The sequence below is a fragment of the Arcicella rigui genome (assembly GCF_034929435.1).
Classification (GTDB): Bacteria; Bacteroidota; Bacteroidia; order Cytophagales; family Spirosomataceae; genus Arcicella; species Arcicella rigui.
On the sequence record NZ_JAYFUM010000010.1, the window covers coordinates 115,127 to 132,944 of the forward strand.

Annotated in this window: 16 protein-coding genes; 11 read left to right on the forward strand and 5 right to left on the reverse strand. The window is 33.8% G+C overall.

What is annotated here, in order from left to right; all coding sequences use genetic code 11:
- Positions 1–38: 38 nt before the first annotated feature.
- Entirely contained in the window at positions 39–524 is a 486-nt protein-coding gene (locus VB248_RS10240; RefSeq protein WP_323296673.1) for a peptide deformylase, read from the reverse strand.
- Positions 525–562: 38 nt separating this feature from the next.
- Here VB248_RS10240 and VB248_RS10245 point away from each other — a divergent pair, with 38 nt between their 5' ends.
- Entirely contained in the window at positions 563–1,159 is a 597-nt protein-coding gene (locus VB248_RS10245) for an aminotransferase class IV (protein ID WP_323296674.1), read from the forward strand.
- A gap of 278 nt (positions 1,160–1,437) precedes the next feature.
- The gene (locus VB248_RS10250) at positions 1,438–2,031 is read left to right on the forward strand and encodes a hypothetical protein (protein ID WP_323296675.1); all 594 of its coding nucleotides are present in this window, start codon (positions 1,438–1,440) and stop codon (positions 2,029–2,031) included.
- Between the two features lie 176 nt (positions 2,032–2,207).
- On the opposite strand, the gene VB248_RS10255 is transcribed toward VB248_RS10250, so the two are convergent.
- A complete protein-coding gene (locus VB248_RS10255; RefSeq protein WP_323296676.1) occupies positions 2,208–2,741 on the reverse strand; it encodes a hypothetical protein in 534 nt (177 codons plus the stop codon).
- Between the two features lie 93 nt (positions 2,742–2,834).
- Between VB248_RS10255 and VB248_RS10260 the strand changes: the two genes are divergently transcribed.
- The 6 genes from VB248_RS10260 to VB248_RS10285 all read left to right on the forward strand — a co-directional run bounded on the left by VB248_RS10260 (position 2,835) and on the right by VB248_RS10285 (position 10,149).
- Positions 2,835–3,242: a hypothetical protein gene (locus tag VB248_RS10260; RefSeq protein ID WP_323296677.1), complete on the forward strand. Its 408-nt coding sequence runs from the start codon at positions 2,835–2,837 to the stop codon at positions 3,240–3,242.
- Positions 3,239–3,643 carry a hypothetical protein gene (locus VB248_RS10265; RefSeq protein ID WP_323296678.1) on the forward strand — a complete coding sequence of 135 codons (405 nt, stop codon included), beginning with the start codon at positions 3,239–3,241 and terminating at the stop codon, positions 3,641–3,643. The genes VB248_RS10260 and VB248_RS10265 overlap by 4 nt, the downstream gene beginning before the upstream one ends.
- Before the next feature lie 660 nt (positions 3,644–4,303).
- Positions 4,304–5,854 (forward strand): helix-turn-helix transcriptional regulator, encoded by a 1,551-nt coding sequence (locus VB248_RS10270; RefSeq protein WP_323296679.1) that lies wholly within the window; start codon positions 4,304–4,306, stop codon positions 5,852–5,854.
- 533 nt (positions 5,855–6,387) lie between these two features.
- Positions 6,388–7,095 carry a hypothetical protein gene (locus VB248_RS10275; protein ID WP_323296680.1) on the forward strand — a complete coding sequence of 236 codons (708 nt, stop codon included), beginning with the start codon at positions 6,388–6,390 and terminating at the stop codon, positions 7,093–7,095.
- Between the two features lie 33 nt (positions 7,096–7,128).
- The gene (locus VB248_RS10280; RefSeq protein WP_323296681.1) at positions 7,129–8,799 is read left to right on the forward strand and encodes a hypothetical protein; all 1,671 of its coding nucleotides are present in this window, start codon (positions 7,129–7,131) and stop codon (positions 8,797–8,799) included.
- A gap of 366 nt (positions 8,800–9,165) precedes the next feature.
- Complete coding sequence (locus VB248_RS10285) at positions 9,166–10,149, forward strand: pyruvate dehydrogenase complex E1 component subunit beta (RefSeq protein WP_323296682.1); 984 nt, start codon at positions 9,166–9,168, stop codon at positions 10,147–10,149.
- A 208-nt stretch (positions 10,150–10,357) separates the two neighbouring features.
- Here VB248_RS10285 and VB248_RS10290 read toward each other — a convergent pair whose 3' ends face one another.
- Both VB248_RS10290 and VB248_RS10295 read right to left on the reverse strand, forming a co-directional pair.
- On the reverse strand, positions 10,358–11,206 hold the full coding sequence (locus VB248_RS10290; protein ID WP_323296683.1) for an Rpn family recombination-promoting nuclease/putative transposase: 849 nt from the start codon (positions 11,204–11,206) through the stop codon (positions 10,358–10,360).
- A gap of 223 nt (positions 11,207–11,429) precedes the next feature.
- On the reverse strand, positions 11,430–12,863 hold the full coding sequence (locus VB248_RS10295; RefSeq protein ID WP_323296684.1) for an APC family permease: 1,434 nt from the start codon (positions 12,861–12,863) through the stop codon (positions 11,430–11,432).
- 233 nt (positions 12,864–13,096) lie between these two features.
- Between VB248_RS10295 and VB248_RS10300 the strand changes: the two genes are divergently transcribed.
- Both VB248_RS10300 and VB248_RS10305 read left to right on the forward strand, forming a co-directional pair.
- Positions 13,097–15,295, forward strand: a complete 2,199-nt coding sequence (locus tag VB248_RS10300; protein ID WP_323296685.1) for a DUF5916 domain-containing protein — start codon at positions 13,097–13,099, stop codon at positions 15,293–15,295.
- A 105-nt stretch (positions 15,296–15,400) separates the two neighbouring features.
- Positions 15,401–15,685: a SelT/SelW/SelH family protein gene (locus VB248_RS10305; protein ID WP_323296686.1), complete on the forward strand. Its 285-nt coding sequence runs from the start codon at positions 15,401–15,403 to the stop codon at positions 15,683–15,685.
- On the opposite strand, the gene VB248_RS10310 is transcribed toward VB248_RS10305, so the two are convergent.
- Entirely contained in the window at positions 15,678–16,901 is a 1,224-nt protein-coding gene (locus VB248_RS10310; protein ID WP_323296687.1) for a Pycsar system effector family protein, read from the reverse strand. The genes VB248_RS10305 and VB248_RS10310 overlap by 8 nt on opposite strands.
- Positions 16,902–16,925: 24 nt before the next feature.
- Here VB248_RS10310 and VB248_RS10315 point away from each other — a divergent pair, with 24 nt between their 5' ends.
- Complete coding sequence (locus VB248_RS10315; RefSeq protein WP_323296688.1) at positions 16,926–17,780, forward strand: SdiA-regulated domain-containing protein; 855 nt, start codon at positions 16,926–16,928, stop codon at positions 17,778–17,780.
- Positions 17,781–17,818: the final 38 nt, after the last annotated feature.

The following is a 17,818-nucleotide window of genomic DNA, read 5'->3' on the forward strand; positions in this document are numbered from 1 at the left end:
AGCGTGGACGAGTTGGAAACTCGTCCTACGGTCAAAGACTAAGCTCTCCACTGAAAAGACTTATCGTCAATGGCTCGCATTGTGCAAAGTATGCCGTTCAGATGGTCGTACTCGTGTTGGAGTAATTCCGACAAAGCATCTTCCATGTGCCAAGATTGTTCCTGCCAATGCTCGTTTAAGTAATTTATCGTGAGCGATTTATGGCGTTTTACTTTTACCAAAAGGTTGGGGAAACTCATACAATCGTCCCAAAGTTCAAACATTTCTTCACTAAGGTTTTCAAAAACAGGATTGATAAAAACCACAGGTTTATCAATATTCATGTAAATTACTCTTTTCATAATGCCCAGTTGCGGAGCAGCGATGGCTCTGCCAAAATTGTACTTCGCCCTGATTTCCTCCATTACATTATGCAAATCCGCTACCCATTCTTTTACTAAAGGTAATTCTTCTTTGAATACAGGCTCGCAAGTTTCGTACAAGCGAGGGTCGCCGAGTAACAATAAATCATTCAGATGTTTCATATCTTTGGGTTTGATTGACGAACAGATGTTTACAAGCTATGCAATTATTAGAAACCATACAAATCAAAGACGGAAAATTTCAGCATATCGAATACCACAACCAACGATTTAATGCTTCCAGAAAAGCTTTATTTCAAATAGAAGAGGCTGTGAACTTGGAAGCAATAATCCAAATTCCTGCGAATTTTTGTGAAGGAATTGTACGTTGTAGAGTACTTTACGAAAGCGAAATTCAAGAAATCACTTTTGCTCCTTATACTTTTAAAAATATTACAAAGCTAAAAGTAGTAACTGTTCCCATTATTGATTACTCGTATAAATATGCTGATAGACAAGTATTTGGCGATTTACTTCAACAAAACCCCGAAGCCGATGAAGTAATTATTCTACAAAATGGTTTGATAACAGATTGCACCATTGCCTGTTTGGCTTTTTATGATGGAAACCAATGGTTTGTGCCGTCAACGCCACTGCTGAAAGGCACTCGCCGACAACAATTATTAGACAAAGGATTAGTAAAAGAAAGAATCATCCAAGCAAGCGACCTCGCATTTTTTCAGAAAGTATGTTTAATCAATACTTTTAGGGATTTGGATATTACCGTGGCGGTGGATTGTGAGGGGATTTTGTTTTGAGTGAGGGGAGAAATTTTATTTGTAGTACTTGTTTTATTTTCTTGTATAAACTTTACTCAGACTAGCGAATTAGCAATTCTATCTTTCCTTTAATGAAATGTAACATTATAAAGAATCTATATAAACTTTTCATTAAAGTTTAATGGTAGAATGAAAAGCTACATATATATAATTGTATGAAGTACCAAATTAAATATGGAGTAGTCATACTCTATATTTAATTAATGTAATCGATACTTTCATTAGAATCGTTTAAATAAAAATTAACAAAAAAAACAATGAGTACACAACAATTTTCAGACCTCAATGAGGTAAAAAAACATTTAAAAGATATAGTAAAATACATGGAGAGTACAGTAGATCTTGAAATTGCTGCAAGGTATATTGTTCCATTATGTTTAATTGACTATTTATCAAAGCTATATGATAAAAGTAATAGCAGTGGTAGTGATAAATATAAAAATTTTATTAATGAAATAATGGCAGAAGTTAATCCTAAATATAAAACATTTAGATATACTATAAATTATGATACCGATGAAAAGAATAATTTGCCCACTCAGATGTATCATGTTTTAAGGTGTGGGTTTGTTCATTCATTCTCACTTATTCCTGATAATAAGGCAAAAGGGAAAGGTGGTAGAGACCGTTCAATAATACTTGGCTTTAAGGAAGATAATAATTTAAATCATCTTGATAATTTCTCTTGTGAAGGTGTTCGAGATGCTTGTCTATTTATCTTAGATGATTTTATTTCAGATTTAGATAAATCTATTGATATTCTTTTTGAGAAAGTGAATAATGACGAAAATCTAAAAAAACATATTTTAAAACTGGTCAGTGACTATCCGTATATTGGAGCTATCAATTAATATAAAATTTTACCAAAATCACCCAAACCCAAACTGATCATAGCATCGGCTACGACCTAAAATGGTAAAGGGCGTCACGCTCGCAGTAAGGTTTAGAAATAAATATTTATATTCAAGCGTGATGTTCTTTTTTCTTTGGAGTCGTAGCGGACGCTACTACCAATAACAGAATTATTCTATTCTCCAAACCAATAATTATTATCAATTTCACAAACATTACTTTTAATTACACCCGCTGTTAATACAAATTTTCGTCCTTCATTTGATAAATATTCAAATGAATTCGAAATAGGCTTTCCTCCTTTGATAGTTTTATTTACCGAGTAAATAACTTCTGGAACTAAGGGCAATCTATCGTATGAGAATTCCCATTTGTTTCTATTATATGTTCCTTGTATAATTAATACTTGGTCCAATTTCAAATCCTTTGAGGTCTTCTGTAATACTAATAGCAAACATTTATTTCTATTGGTGTTAAAAAATACTGCATCATCGATCAATGTAGTTTCTATATAGGATGGGTCATTAAGCTTCCTTTTGCTGTCCGAGTTAACTATATTAGGTAAATTAATCATGGCTGTACTCATCACTTCATTATACTTTTTTTCGTTCTTGAGTTTTGTTAATAATAGCTGATAACATTCCAATTTATTATTTTCGTTATTACAAGCATTGCAAAAAAGAACTAAAAGGATATATAGGTATTTCATAACTTTTAAATTTATTGCTGGGTACATAAAGATAAAATATCAATACGGTTATTTACAGACATATACTATTCATTTTTTAAGAATCAACCAAAAATGAAAGATAAAATGAAAAGATTCTTACTGTTGTATTACTGCTTGTTAATCTTTGGATGTAATAAGTCAGAAGTTCAAACCATAGATTTAAAAAATATGGTACAGAAAGAAATTATCCATATTGCCGAATTAAAATTGATTGAATCATATCCAAATTTTCAAAATTGTGAAGGTGATACCATAAATGCTAATTTATACTTGTGTTACTTTGATGACGAGAGAGATACAGTTTTAGTCTTTGAACCATGTAAAAATGAATTATTTTATTTTTCGAATGTTCAACCAACAATAATTCATGAAGATGACATACTTTCTACTAAGAATGGTTTTGTTAGCGTTAGAATACCAAACATAAATTTAAAGAATAAAAAATACGTGATAGGGAATCTATCATATCTAAGTGAATGAAAACTCTTCTAATTATTTGTACTCTTCTTTGTTTAGGTTATAATCAACTAAACATCGACACAGAAATCGTTCATATCAAAGGGCAAACTAAAAGAGATTATGCTAAAGTTTTATACCCTTTATTAGAAAAGTTTTATAAAGAAAAAAGACTAACTGATGATGAGATTATCAAAATCATTCCGACAAGTGAAGAAGAATTTGGAGAGTATTATTCCCCCGCTCGGCGTAGTGTTTCACTACGTCGTTGTGAACTGCAATGTTACATTGCAAAAATGCAACGTATTTTAAAATTTGTCGAATTGCAAAACTTTATTAAAGAAAATCTATTTCAATTAGGCTTACCCCTTGGTGTAATGAAACAAACGTCAAGTGGGGGGAATCCTTACTCCAAACAAATATAATAGTTCGTACTTCGTCCGCCTCCTGTTTGAACCAAGATATTTTTTTGTACTAAATCTGGTAAAACTGAATCCATTTGTCAAATTGCCAATTATACATAATGCCGATTAAAATGTGTATTCGGCTCATTGATGAAATTAACTGTTTCCTTTATTTTGTTTAACTTACTTCATTGATTCATCGCAAACTGATGGTAGATACTAATTGGTATTCTCAGCGTAGATTCTTTGAAGACATTGCAGAGCTATATTTATCCTTGTCATGTCAAAAACTATACGTTTTATCACAATAATATTGTATTTTATAAAGACAAAACTAAAGAAAAAGAATTTTGGTAATAGACTTAATAGTACTTTTGCAAATCTTTAAGCTAAATTCAGAGTAAAGGCCTAAGTAAAATCTATTTAATTAAATATGTTTTTACTACTAATTAGAAAATGGAAAATTGTTTATTCTTTAAAATACTCTCTCAAAAAACGTTATTTTACTTCATCACAATTTTGCTATTTATTGGCTATTCAAGGCATTTATCTTTCTCACAAACTTCATTTAACGAAAGTAGTTTTCGTAAAATGACTCCTGCTGAACGTTATCATTTTGTTCATTTATATCAATTTTGGAAAATAGAAGATGTAAAGCAATTATCTGATATCATCACAAAAATGGAAAACATCGCCCAGAGCGAGAATGATTATCATACAGAACTGGCTTTAAAATATTATACCTATCTTGTATCTGGTAAGAAAGGTTTTAGAGTATCAAAAGGTGTGAATTTCAATGATGTTTTAACTGAAATGCAAAGGCTGGCAAGCGAACATGGGTATAAGGTAGAACAAATAGTAGCCTCATGTTATTTAATAAACAGTTTGTATTTGGGTAAAAAATTATCGAATGAACAGTATTATGTTGAAGTACAAAATAACTTTGAACAGCTAAAAAGTATTGGTTTTGAAAAGTTTAGGGAGTATAATATTACAGCGATACTTTTCAACTTTGGTAAATCTCTATGGGATTTAGGAGATTTTGACAAGGCGTACGAATATCTCCATATAGCTGAACAATTTATAGAACCAACTACTGAAGGAGGTTTTCATTATACACAAGTATTAAGTTATCTACAAACCTATTGGAAAGATAAAAAGGACTATAATAAATCCATAGCGTATGCCAAAAGAATATTAAAGTATCATCAAAACTTTCATACCGATAATCCGGAGCGTCAACACTGGAATTATTTTTGGCTCAATTTTGCCTCGATTGACATTGCTTCTCTGCTTATAGAACAAGGTAAATTTGATGAAAGTGAAATTTATGCAAGTAAAGGATATAGACTTATCAAAACACAGCTTTCAGTAGATACTACTGTTTCGCAACAAGCTGAGTTTGATGCTTTGTTGGTACTTATTCCAATTAAATTAAAATTGGGAAAAATAAATGAAGTTAATTTACTCTTGGAACGAGCCGTATCAATCAAAAATAATCTAAGGCCAAAAGGTCTGTTAGATTATTTTAAGCCTCTCAGACTGTACAAATACTTAGCAGAATATCACGAAAAACAAGGTAGTTTTGCTAATGCACTACGCTATACACATCTTGCACAAACACTTCAAGACAGTCTTTATCGACGTAATGATACCCAAAAGCTATCTCAAATAAAACTTCGATACGAAATGGAGAAGTATGTTGGGCATTTAAAAATGGTAGAAAATGAAAAACAATTACAAAAATACCTCCGTAACGCAGTACTTGCCATACTATTATTGGTTATTGCTTTTGCTTATGTAAATCTACGTCGCTTACATCAACAACACCGTCAAAAAGAAATAGAATTACAAACAGCCCAAAATGAACTAAACTCTCTTACCAATCATTTCCGTAAAATGTCTGAATTAATGGAAAATCTCAGACAAGAAAATGAAAAGCTGTCTGCCAATGATAGCCAGAGCGAATACTTACAACAACTCATTACATCCACTATCCTCACAGATGAAGGCTGGACAAACTTCAAAATTATATTTGAAAAAGTATATCCCGGCTATATTCAAATCCAAAAAGAAAAAACCCCAGAACTCACTAATGCAGAAACACGCTTGTTGATGCTCGAAAAACTTGGTCTAAGTACTCAAGAAATGGCAAATATGATTGGCGTAAATAAAAATACCATTCATCAAACCCGGCTACGACTCCGCCGAAAAACAAATGACAGAGCATAGATAGTTAATACAAAACGCTATATACCAGAAAGTTATATTTTGTCATCTTTTTGTCATGCCTTTTTTTTGTATAAAACTATTTATTAATATAATCTTTGTCCTATCAAATCAAGACCTACTACAATTTCTATCCAAGTAAAAAAGTAAAATGAATAAATAAAAATATTCAAGTAGTAGCCGTTTGAATATATCACAAAGTCCTTTACTCATCATTTCAATAAACTGAATACAACTATGATAGATTAGGATTATAAACACTTATTCTTTATTATTAATCTCTAACACATCATTAAGCTCTACATGGCTCATCACAATATTCTTTGTAAGAGTTTATGTAGGGCTTTGTATTTAAAGCAAAGATTAAGTTTATGAACACTCATATAAATCAAAAGTTTTTCAAGATTTTATTGATTCAATACCCTCCATATCCTAAATCGTTTGAAACTACCCGTACATCATTTTGAAAATTCAATATCGGTATTATTAATACCTAAAAGTGGAGTAAGTAATAAAAACTAAAACAAAATAATTTCATGAAAAGAAAATTTACTATTAATCTATTTCTCTTTTGTGTAGGTTTGATAAGTAGCATCAACATCGTTGTTGCTCAAGACTCAACACAGAGAAGCATTTCTCAAAAGTCAACATCTTCTAAATTAGGGCTTGCTCTAAATCTGGGAACAACCCCAGGCGTTACGCTTGCTTATGGTCTTAGTCCTCAATTGGCTCTTAGATTAGGTTACAGTTATTTTAAATACGACTTAAATACCAGTGCAAAAGCTTCAAATGAAGAAGTTAAACTTGGTGGAAGTGCTAATATGTCGGTTTTAGGGCTTTCAGCCGAGTTCTTTCCCTTCAAGAAAAGTAGTTTTAAAATATTTGGTGGTGCGTCTTATATTGATAAAGGAGATTTATCGGTAGTGGTTACTCCAAAGGGTACTTATACTTTTGGTAGCAAAACATTTACTCCTGATGAAATTGGAAATGTTACCCTTACAGTAGATTATGGTAAGTCTATCGCTCCATTTGCAGGTATTGGATTGGGGCGAACCATTCCTAAAAGTAGAATTGGTTTTGGCTTTGAATTGGGTTCATACTATATGAATACGCCTAAAGTTAGCCTAACAGGAAAAGAACGTTTAAGTAGCATGAGCGAACAACAATCAAAAGTACAGGAAAACATGAAAGATTGGCATTATTGGCCAATTATGAATTTAAGAATTGCTTTCAGATTAGATTAAACAAATTATTATTAACACATTCTTCTTTAGAACATGAAAACTAAACTCATATCTCTCATTCGTCCTATGTTATTTTTAGTATTAGGACTCTCATTGGTACTTGCTTGTCAAAAAATAAACCCTTTAGATGATGTTGGATTAGTCGTAAACTCAGATATTTATACCTCCCCAGTATTAATTCGATTTGTTAATGCTAAAACTACTGCTACAAATCAACCCACTAATTTTTCTGTAAAAATTAGCGGAAAAGATGCAGCATTAGTTGTTATGAGTGAAGGTAGTAAGGATTTTAAAGCCACGAATGGTTTGATTACTTTAGCATTAGATACAAAAGCGATACCGACACCAGCAAATCCCATTTCTTTTACAGTATCTGCCGAAATTTCAGGGTTTACACCTGTCTCACAGCAGATTACGATTACGAGTGCAGATGCTATGGAATTCCAAGTACAAGCAGTAGAGTATGCTAATCCTGCTGAAGGAACTTCTGCATTAGTGAAACAATCTTCTTTAACCAACAATACAACTCCTGAAATATCTATTGTTACGCCAAAAACGTCAACAATGACAGAATCTTCAAATGTTTCATTAACATCTGGTACACAATTGTTAGATGCTTCTGGAAATGTTTTGACTGGTAATCAACTTGAGTCGAGAATTGTACACTACGGAACAAACACAGAAAACTCTGTATTATCATTCCCCGGCGGTTTTGCAGCTCCGAATGTCATTGGAGAAAATGGTAATGCCATCAATGGAGGAGTTGTCTTTCAAACAGCAGGCTTTTTGAATGTTGATATGTTCGTAGGTGGAAAAGAAGTTAAAAGCTTCTCAAAACCGGTAGATGTAAAAATGGATTTAAACAGTGGATTGATTAATCCGACAACTGGAGGCACTGTTAAAGCAGGCGAAACTATTCCTGTTTGGAGCTTAAACGAAGAAACAGGTCAGTGGAAATATGAAAGTTTAGCAACTGTTACCTCTGGTTCAGATGGTAAATTGAAAGCTGATTTTAAAGTAACGCACTTGTCTGCTTGGAATGTTGACTGGTGGTCGGCAACTTGTAATACGCCTCTTACTATGACCATAAAAATGCCCAACCCTAATGCCAGAAAGGTTTATTGGGTTGAAATTTTAGATGCTCGTGGTCAATATTTAAGTGGTCTTTATTATAATACAAGCTGGAGTGCTGGAGTAGAATTATATGATGGTTTTATTACAACTATTCCACGTGTTCCAAATACAAACGTAAGAATAGTTGTCTTCAATGGCAGAGGATATGATAAAGTAACAGAAACTGAACTCTTTAATCCATGTAATAAAGGTTCTATTACAGTTACTGTTGCACCTCCTGTAATTCCAGAAAAAATCAATGTAAATTTTGTAATGGATGCTAAGTGTAGCAACAAAAATGTTACGATTAAATACTCAGGCTATGTTTCTCTTTATAAACAAAGTGAGAATATTAGTAAAGCGATTAATGCCTACGTGAAGGAGGGAACAACAACTGTTGTATTAGAAAATAATGTTCCTTATGTAGTGGAAGTTCCTTACGATGGAAAAGTTTATACTACTACATTTACTCCAAGTAAAGGCACTACTACTTTCCCTGCTGAAAAGAGTATTACTGCAACTTCAACTTATAATACTTCGACCAATACATTGAAAGTTAATGGAAAAATTACTATAAGTAATTGTAAGTAGAATTTAGTAAAAATTGTCCAATCAAAGGTATTCTTCCCAAAAACCTTCAACCCAAAAATCGGTATTAATCAGTTCTGATATCGATTTTTGGGTTTGCAATTATCTTGAATTATTGTAAAAAACCAATTTTAATTCCCTAAAATAGAAAAAATCAAACAAGCAATCTAAGAAAAAGATACTTCTATAAACTCAACATTACAATACAATTCCATACTTTTCAAAATTCAAAAAATCATTTCAATCAATTTAAGTGATAATTTACTGATTTGGGCGTTGGCAGTCTGAGGTTTGTTATCTAATTTTACGCAGATTTTGAAGACAGAATCGTTTCGGCGATTCTCAACCTCACAACGATAAAAATAACCAATGAGAGAAATACAATTCAGAGAGGCACTTCGTGAAGCATTAAACGAAGAAATGCGTAGAGACCAGTCAGTGCTTTTGATGGGCGAAGAAGTAGCCGAATACAATGGTGCTTACAAAGTATCACAAGGTATGTTGGATGAATTTGGTCCAGACCGTGTTATTGATACACCTATCGCAGAATTAGGTTTTGCGGGTATTGCTGTTGGTGCAGCCGCTAATGGTTTGCGTCCAATAGTTGAGTTTATGACTTTTAACTTCTCGTTGGTAGCCATCGACCAAGTAATCAACTCGGCTGCCAAAATGATGTCAATGTCTGGTGGACAGTACTCTTGTCCAATCGTTTTCCGTGGCCCAACTGGAAACGCAGGTCAATTGTCGTCACAGCACTCTTCAAACTTTGAAAACTGGTATGCCAATACTCCTGGTTTGAAAGTTGTAGTTCCTTCAAATCCTGCTGATGCAAAAGGTTTATTAAAATCTTCAATCCGTGATAATGACCCTGTTATTTTCATGGAATCTGAATTGATGTATGGCGATAAAGGTCTTGTACCAGATGGCGAATACCTAACACCAATCGGAAAAGCACATATCGTAAAAGAAGGTACAGACGTTACAATCGTTACTTTTGGTAAAATGCTTTCAAGAGTAGTAATGCCAGCAGTAGCAGAGTTGACTAAAATGGGAATCAATGCTGAGGTAATTGATTTAAGAACGGTTAGACCAATTGATTACGAAACAGTGATTAATTCAGTGAAGAAAACAAACCGTTGCGTAGTAGTAGAAGAAGCAAACCCAATTGCTGCATTATCATCAGAAATCGCTTACAACGTTCAGCGTTGGGCTTTTGATTTCATGGATGCACCAGTAATTCGTGTAAACTCATTAGATTTACCACTTCCTTATGCACCAACTTTGTTAGAAGCCATTCTTCCAAGCGTTGCTCGTACTATTGAAGCAGTGAAATCTGTTACTTACAAGAAATAGTTTATTCTTGATGCTCAAGAGTAATCTCTTTAATATAAAAAAATCGTCAGTTTATCTTTATGATAGGCTGACGATTTTTTGTTTCTTGAAGTGATAAGTTTTGAATTTTAGCATGAATACTCATTTTCAAACCTTGAAGTAAGTACACCAAATCATGAAGTACCAACACCATAGCGACAGGCTAATGTTGAGCTTGTGTATTTGTGTTCTACAATTGATTGATTTCGCTTTCAGAAAGTCCTGTAAGCTTTATTATGTCTGCTGTCGAAAGCCCCATTTGCTTGGCAGCTTTCGCAACCTCTACACTTCTTTCTATCTTTCCTTCTGACTTTCCCTCATCAAAAGCAGTATCTATAACACCTTTCAAATCTCGGTAAGTTTTCAAACTATTTTCGTAACTATCCAAATCTGCTTGTCCATAATTTGCCAATTCTGCCTTCTCAAAAGCTTGAGTAAATACTTCATCACTAAATATTGTTGGGATTGTTTGAAAGTCTTCCAAATGTTTGATGAAATACAACCATTTATCCAAACGGGTTTCTAAGTCAGATTCGCTCAGATTGAAATTTGGCATTTCAAGATAAATGTAAGTCAGTTTCTCGTAAAATACCTTGCCATTTTGGTTTTTAAGTTTGATGCTGTGAACAAATTCACTTCGTTCATGTTCACTCTCATAGTCCCCAAACTTAAAATCTAAAATCCCAACACAATAAACAGCTTTCAAATTATAGTTCCACTCCCCTTTTTCTGCTTGTTCACGAATTGGAAAAGTCGAATAATAAATAGTCCTTTCCTTGAAATAGTTTTGTTTGGCTTTCTGAAGTTCTACAATAAACTTCTCACCATTTTCATTTTCGCAATAGATGTCATAAATCGCTTTTCGGTCGGAATCGGTTTGTCCTAATTGTTCGGTATTTTTAAAATTAAGGTCAATAATTTTGTTGGTTTGAGGTAAAAGAGCATTCAAGAAGTCAATAAGCAAAGGCTTACTGGCTTCTTCACCAAAGATTTTTTTAAATCCAAAGTCTGTAAAGGGATTTATATATTTTGCTCTCATCGTACTTAGCTAATACATTTAGACAAATTTAAACAAATTTTGTCTATGTCAGGTTTCACAGTCCAATTTTGTATGGTCGCTAATTGCATTACGCACAACGTAAAAAGCTTGGCGATATGGTGAGTATTGTTTTGATATGTATAAACTTAAAACGTTTCACCAACTTCAACCATCTACAATTGTATAAATACATAAAAGTGCTAATCACTTCTCACATAAACAATTATTGCTCCTCGCTATCAGCTTTACTATTTTTTGTCCAATAAAAGTAAAATGGTAAACCTGTTGCCATTAACCCTAATCCACTAAGTGCTTCTTCTGGTTTTTCAATTAATGTATTTACGATTAATACAATACAAAAAAGTACAAAAATAGCTGGCACAATTGGATAGCCTATTACTTTGTAGGGGCGATGTGCATCGGGCATTTTTTTACGCAAAACAAAAACCCCAAAAGCGGTTGCACCATAAAAAATAAAGGCTGCAAAAATCAACATATCTGTCAACTGGTCGAATGTTCCCGACATCACTAACAGGGAAGTCCAAATAGCTTGAATAAACAAGGCTCTTGAAGGCGTATTATACTTGGGATGAATATAATCTACGCTTTTGAAAAAGAGTTTATCATTTGCCATCGCATAAAACAACCTCGAAGCCAACAACAGTGTAGTACTTGCACAATTGAAAGTGGTTACTAAAATCAACCCAGAAATCAGTATTCCTCCCCAAGAACCTAAAAAGTGATTAACCACTGCAACGGCTGCAATCCCATTTTTAGATTCGTAAATTTGAATAAATTCATCAATTGGTAAAATATACAAATACACAAAGTTCATCGACATATACAATGCCATGATAATTAGCGTACCAATGATGAGTGCTAAAGGTAAATTTTTCTGTGGGTTTTTCATTTCACCACCAATAAAACCAACGCTCGCCCAACCTTCATAACCCCAAAAAGCACTCAAACAAGCCAATGCCAATGCTTTGAAAAGCGTAGCACCCGACATCTCATCAGCATTATATCTTACACTATTGGTTGTAATATTTTCTAAGCTTCCGACACTTGATAATAAACCCAAAACGATAATTAGCAACATCACCGTAATCATCAGGGTTGTTAGTACTCTACTCAAATTCTCGCCCAGTTTTAATCCTTTATAATTGAAATACGTCAAGAAAATAATTAAAGAAATGGCAACTATCTTAACACTGAGGTTATCGAAAGGATGTAAACCTATAAAGGAGATTTCGGATAAAGAAGCAGCAGTGGTCGGAAAAGGAAATACGCTATTTAAAGATTGTGAAAAAACATAAGCAATAGAAGCGATTGAAGCGGTACGAATAACAGCAAAATTTGTCCAACCGAATAAAAAGGCAAAAAAACGATTGTAGATTTTACGAAAGTAAACAAATTCTCCACCAGAATCTGCCAACATACTGGCTACTTCGGCATTAGAAAGCGTTCCCGCCAAGCTGATTAATCCGGCTACCAACCAAGCAATCAATACTAAAGATGGCGATTGTAACTCTGCTGACATGGGTGCTACTTTTTTGAAAACACCTGTACCAATCACAGAACTAATGATAAGTACAGTGGCAGACGTTAGTCCAATAGAACGAACTAATTTTCCTTGATTCGGAGGAGTGGGAGTCATATTATGTGGTTTTTAGGATGAATATTTTATACAAATTAATCAACTATGCCAAGAATAGCAAAAAAACTCGCCAAACTCAACACTCAGAAATCTGTAATATAAAAAAAATGCTTGGGAATAATAATGTTTCACTGACCTGAGTCAGGACAGACACTCAGCTTAACACTTATTTTCTTTAATTAACAATAATTTTAATAACTTTGTCTATATTTCAACCGCTTAGTCCGTCAACAATGAAAAAACTATTACCTTACTTATTCCTCATATTTAGCTTACCTTCCTTTGCTCAAAAGATAAACGAATCGTTTCAATATCATATCAAACCTACTCACTCTAAAATTAGAATTGATGGTATTTTGGATGATGAAGCTTGGAAAAATACAGAAACTGGAAAAGACTTTTGGATGATGACACCAATGGATACTTCCTTGAGCCATGTACCAACTGAAGTAAAATTAACTTACGACGATAACTTTTTGTACGTAAGTGCCATTTGCTACGAACAAGTAAAAAACAAAGGTTTTGTGGTAGAATCTTTGAAAAGAGATTTTAGCTTTGGTAATAATGACAACCTTTGGCTGATTTTAGAGCCTTTCAATGATTTAACCAATGGTTTTGTTTTTGGTGTAAATGCCGCAGGAGCACAATTTGATGGTATCATTTCGGAAGGTACAAACTTGAATGCCAATTGGGACAATAAATGGCATTCTGAAACTAAATATCATGGCGACCACTGGACTTTCGAGGCTGCTATTCCATTCAAAACTTTACGCTACAAAGCTGGAGAAACCCGTTGGGGCATAAATTTTAGTAGATTAGATTTAAAATCTGGAGAAAAATCTACTTGGGCAAAAATTCCACGACAATACTTTAGCATTACCTTGGCATATACAGGCGTGCTGATTTGGGATACTCCCCCTCCTACTCCCAAAAACAACATTTCGGTAATTCCCTATACTTTGGGGGGAATGAGCAAAAACTTTCAAGATGGCTCGGCTACTACTTTCCGAAAAGATTTTGGCTTAGATGCCAAGATTGCCGTTTCGTCTGCGTTGAATTTAGATTTAACAATCAATCCCGACTTTTCGCAAGTTGATGTCGATAAACAAGTAACCAACCTTAGCCGTTTTGAATTGTTTTTTCCAGAAAGAAGACAGTTTTTCTTAGAAAATGCCGACCTCTTCAATAATTTTGGTTTGAGTAGCATTCGTCCATTTTTCTCAAGAAGAATCGGTTTGGGTGTTCCGATTGACTACGGTGCAAGGCTGAGTGGTAAAATCAACAACAACCTTAGAATCGGTGCGATGAATATCCAAACAGGAATAAATTCAGCAGAAAACCGTCCTGCTCAAAATTTTTCGGCTTTGGTACTTCAACAAAAAGTATTCAAACGCTCGAATATTGGCTTGATGATGCTGAATAAGCAATCCTTAAATTATGATGCCAATATCAACAAAGACTTTTCAGATTACAACCGCAACATTGGTTTAGAGTACAATTTAGCTTCTTCAAGTAATTTATGGTTGGGGAAAGCCATGTACTTAAAATCATATAGCCCGAATGTCAAAAATGATGATTATGTAAGTGCCTTCAATGTTTTTTACAATGGTTTAACATTTAACGGCTCAGTTCAATACGAATACGTGGGTAAAAATTATAATCCAGAAATCGGTTATGTGCCTCGAACGGGTTATCATAAAGTAAACATTCCGATTCAGTATAATATTTATACCCAAACGCCAAGTAGCAAAATCCAATATCATGCCCCAGCGATTGCTTCTTATGCTTACTGGAACACCGATAAAGTAATGACGGATTTACAAAATCAGTTTTATTATATCGTTGCTTTAAAAGATAGAAGTAGCTTTTATGCTTTTTACGAAACTAATTATATTCGCTTACCTTTTGCCTTCGACCCGACTAATGAAGGCAACAAATATTTACTGGCTGAAGGAAGCGAGCATAGATTCAATACATTCAATGTAAATTATCTTTCTACGCCACGAAAAAGATATACTTTTGGTTTTACGGGTACTTATGGTGGCTATTATGGCAATGGCAAGTTACTCAGTCTTTCGGGAGATGTGGGCTACCGTTTTCAGCCTTACGTAAGTTTATCGGCAAACATAAATTATGTGAGTATCGAAGATGTGAAAGTACCTGTGAAAGACCAAGCTGACCAAATACTAAAATCAAAATTCTGGTTAGTAAGTCCGAAAATTGATATTACTTTTACCAACCGATTGTTCTGGACTACTTTTATTCAGTACAACGAACAAGTACAAAACGTAAATATCAATAGCCGTGTACAATGGCGTTACAAACCTGCTTCGGATATATTTTTGGTTTATACCGATAATTACATTCCGGGAAACCTAAATATCAAAAACCGAGCGATTGTATTGAAGCTTACTTATTGGTGGAATTTGTGATATCAGCTATGAGCCTTGAGCTGTGAGCTTTTTAAATTGCTTATTTATCAAAAAATAAAAAGCTCGTAGCTCATAGCTCACGGCTCACAGCTAAAAAGCTAAAATATGAAACCCAAAATAACCATAGAATACTGCCCAAAATGCAACTGGCTGATGCGTTCGGCTTGGATGGCACAGGAATTACTGACGACTTTTGTTGAGGAATTAGGAGAAGTAAGTTTACGCCCAAGCGAAGTATCGGGGCGATTTCAAGTGTTTTTAGAAAATGACCTTATTTTTGATAGAAAAAGAGAAGGTCATTTTCCAGAAGCAAAAGAACTCAAACAAATTGTAAGAGACAGAGTTTGTCCTGAAAAAAGTTTAGGACATTCTGATAAAAAATCTACTTAAAAAAAGTAACGGCAATAGCAAAAGAAATAACCGATGCTACAAAACCAAACATAAATACCGTATAAGAAAAACGAAGAAATTTGTATTTTTCGCCCAATACTTTACCTAAATAATAAATATCACGGGTCATGCTGGCGTAGAGGAAATCAGAATCATTCATCATTTCTTTCATTCCCCATTCATAATCGTTCAATTCCATTTGGTGGAAATTGCCAAAAAACAACAAATTGGCACTTTTCTGCTCAATATCTTCTCGTGAAAATTTACCAGAAGTAACATTCGGACGAACCGCCAGAATAGCAAAAATCGTAGCAATCAAGCAAACCGTTGTTAATAAAGCCGTAGGAATGATTAGATTTGGCCAATCTTCCAGTTTTCTTACCAACACACTTAGCACCAAAGAAATAATAATTGAATTGACGGAAATCATTATGTTTGCTTTGTTATCAGCCATTGCCGACAACTGTAAATGATTTGCCGAAGTAGTTCTAAACATGGTTTCTATACCACGCTCAGGTTTTTTTATTTTTTCTTCTTTTCTTAATTTTTTCTCCGACTTTGTTTCCTGTAATTCCTCAAATTTTAATGAAATATTTTCTGTTGAAACATTGTCTAAATTCATTTGCTGAAATTCAGCCAATTTAGTAATTCCCTTTTTTAAATTTTCTTGTTTCAAAGGTTCAAAATGTTCACGGGCATATTCGGTATAATATTGATGATTTTGAATTAAATCAACAGTTGATTCCCACCATTTTTTCTCGTCAATCGCTTTCAAAATAGAACATAATTCTACTCGAAGAGCCTCGGAATAATTCATAAAATCAGGCGAAGCCAAATGCGACAAATCGGCATCACACAAAATCATTTCTTTTTTATTTTGTGGATTTTGTGGCATTTTGGTTGCTTCTATACAACCTAAAACTTTTTCAATACGTTTTTCTGGAACTTCCAGCCCCAACAAAAACGTTTTCGCCATAAGTTTACTTCTTTCCTCGTGGTTGATACAACCTTCTTGATAGCCAATATCGTGTAGCCAAGCAGCAATTAGTATGGTTTCAAGAGATTTATCCGAAAGGTCAGATGCTTTACCAATTTCCTCCGCTTTCTTTACCACATGATGAGTATGCTGTGCATTGTGATAAATCAATTCAACAGGTAATTTCTTTAAAATTCCTTCGGCATATTCTTGTACCTTTATCAGCAATTCAGTTTGCATAATCAACTTGTAATTAATTAAAATATGATGATTTCTTTCAAAACTCTACTTCTACTTACTTTTGTTCCATTAGCTTTTACTTCTTGTAATTCAGAGAAAAAGCATCACGAAAAAAAACTCAGTGAAGAAACCATGGACGCATATTCTGTGAGATATGATTTGGAAAATCCAAGTCAAAAAATTAAGCTCCCTAACAGTCTTCAAGAAATTTCGGGCTTGTCATTCTATAAAACTAATCAATTAGCCTGCATTAATGACGAACAAGGCAAAGTATTTATTTTTGATTTAGATAAAAAAGAAATCAGCGAAAAAATTCCCTTTGGCAAAACAGGCGACTACGAAGGCATAGAAGTAGTTGGAAATGAGGTATTTGTACTGAAAAGTAACGGTATGATAAAGGGCTTTAAAATTGGTGAAGCTTTTGAAAGACAAATCGACTGTACTAATCCTGATGTACTTGAATACGAAGGACTTAGCTACGACCCCACTACCGATAATTTACTTTTAGCTGCCAAAGTTCGCATTAAAGACAAAGACGATAAAAAAACGATTTACGCTTATAGTTTCAAAAATCAAGTATTGTCAAAATACATTTCAATTCCAGAAGAAGCAGTAAAAACAAAAATTGGAGGAAAACTTTTTCGTCCTTCGGGCATAGCCATTCATCCGCTTACTCAAGAGATTTTTATCGTCGCTTCGCAAGGAAAAAAACTGTTGATTTTATCAAAAGATGGCGAAAAAGAAGTCTTAATTGATTTGAACTCTTCGCTATTCAGACAACCCGAAGGCATTTGCTTTACGCCAAACGGTAATCTTTATATTTCTTCAGAAGGCGACGGCGGCGATGGCTATATTTTAGCTTTTGATTATAAGAAGTGATTGAGTGAGTTGGTGAATTGTGAATTAGTGAGTTGTGA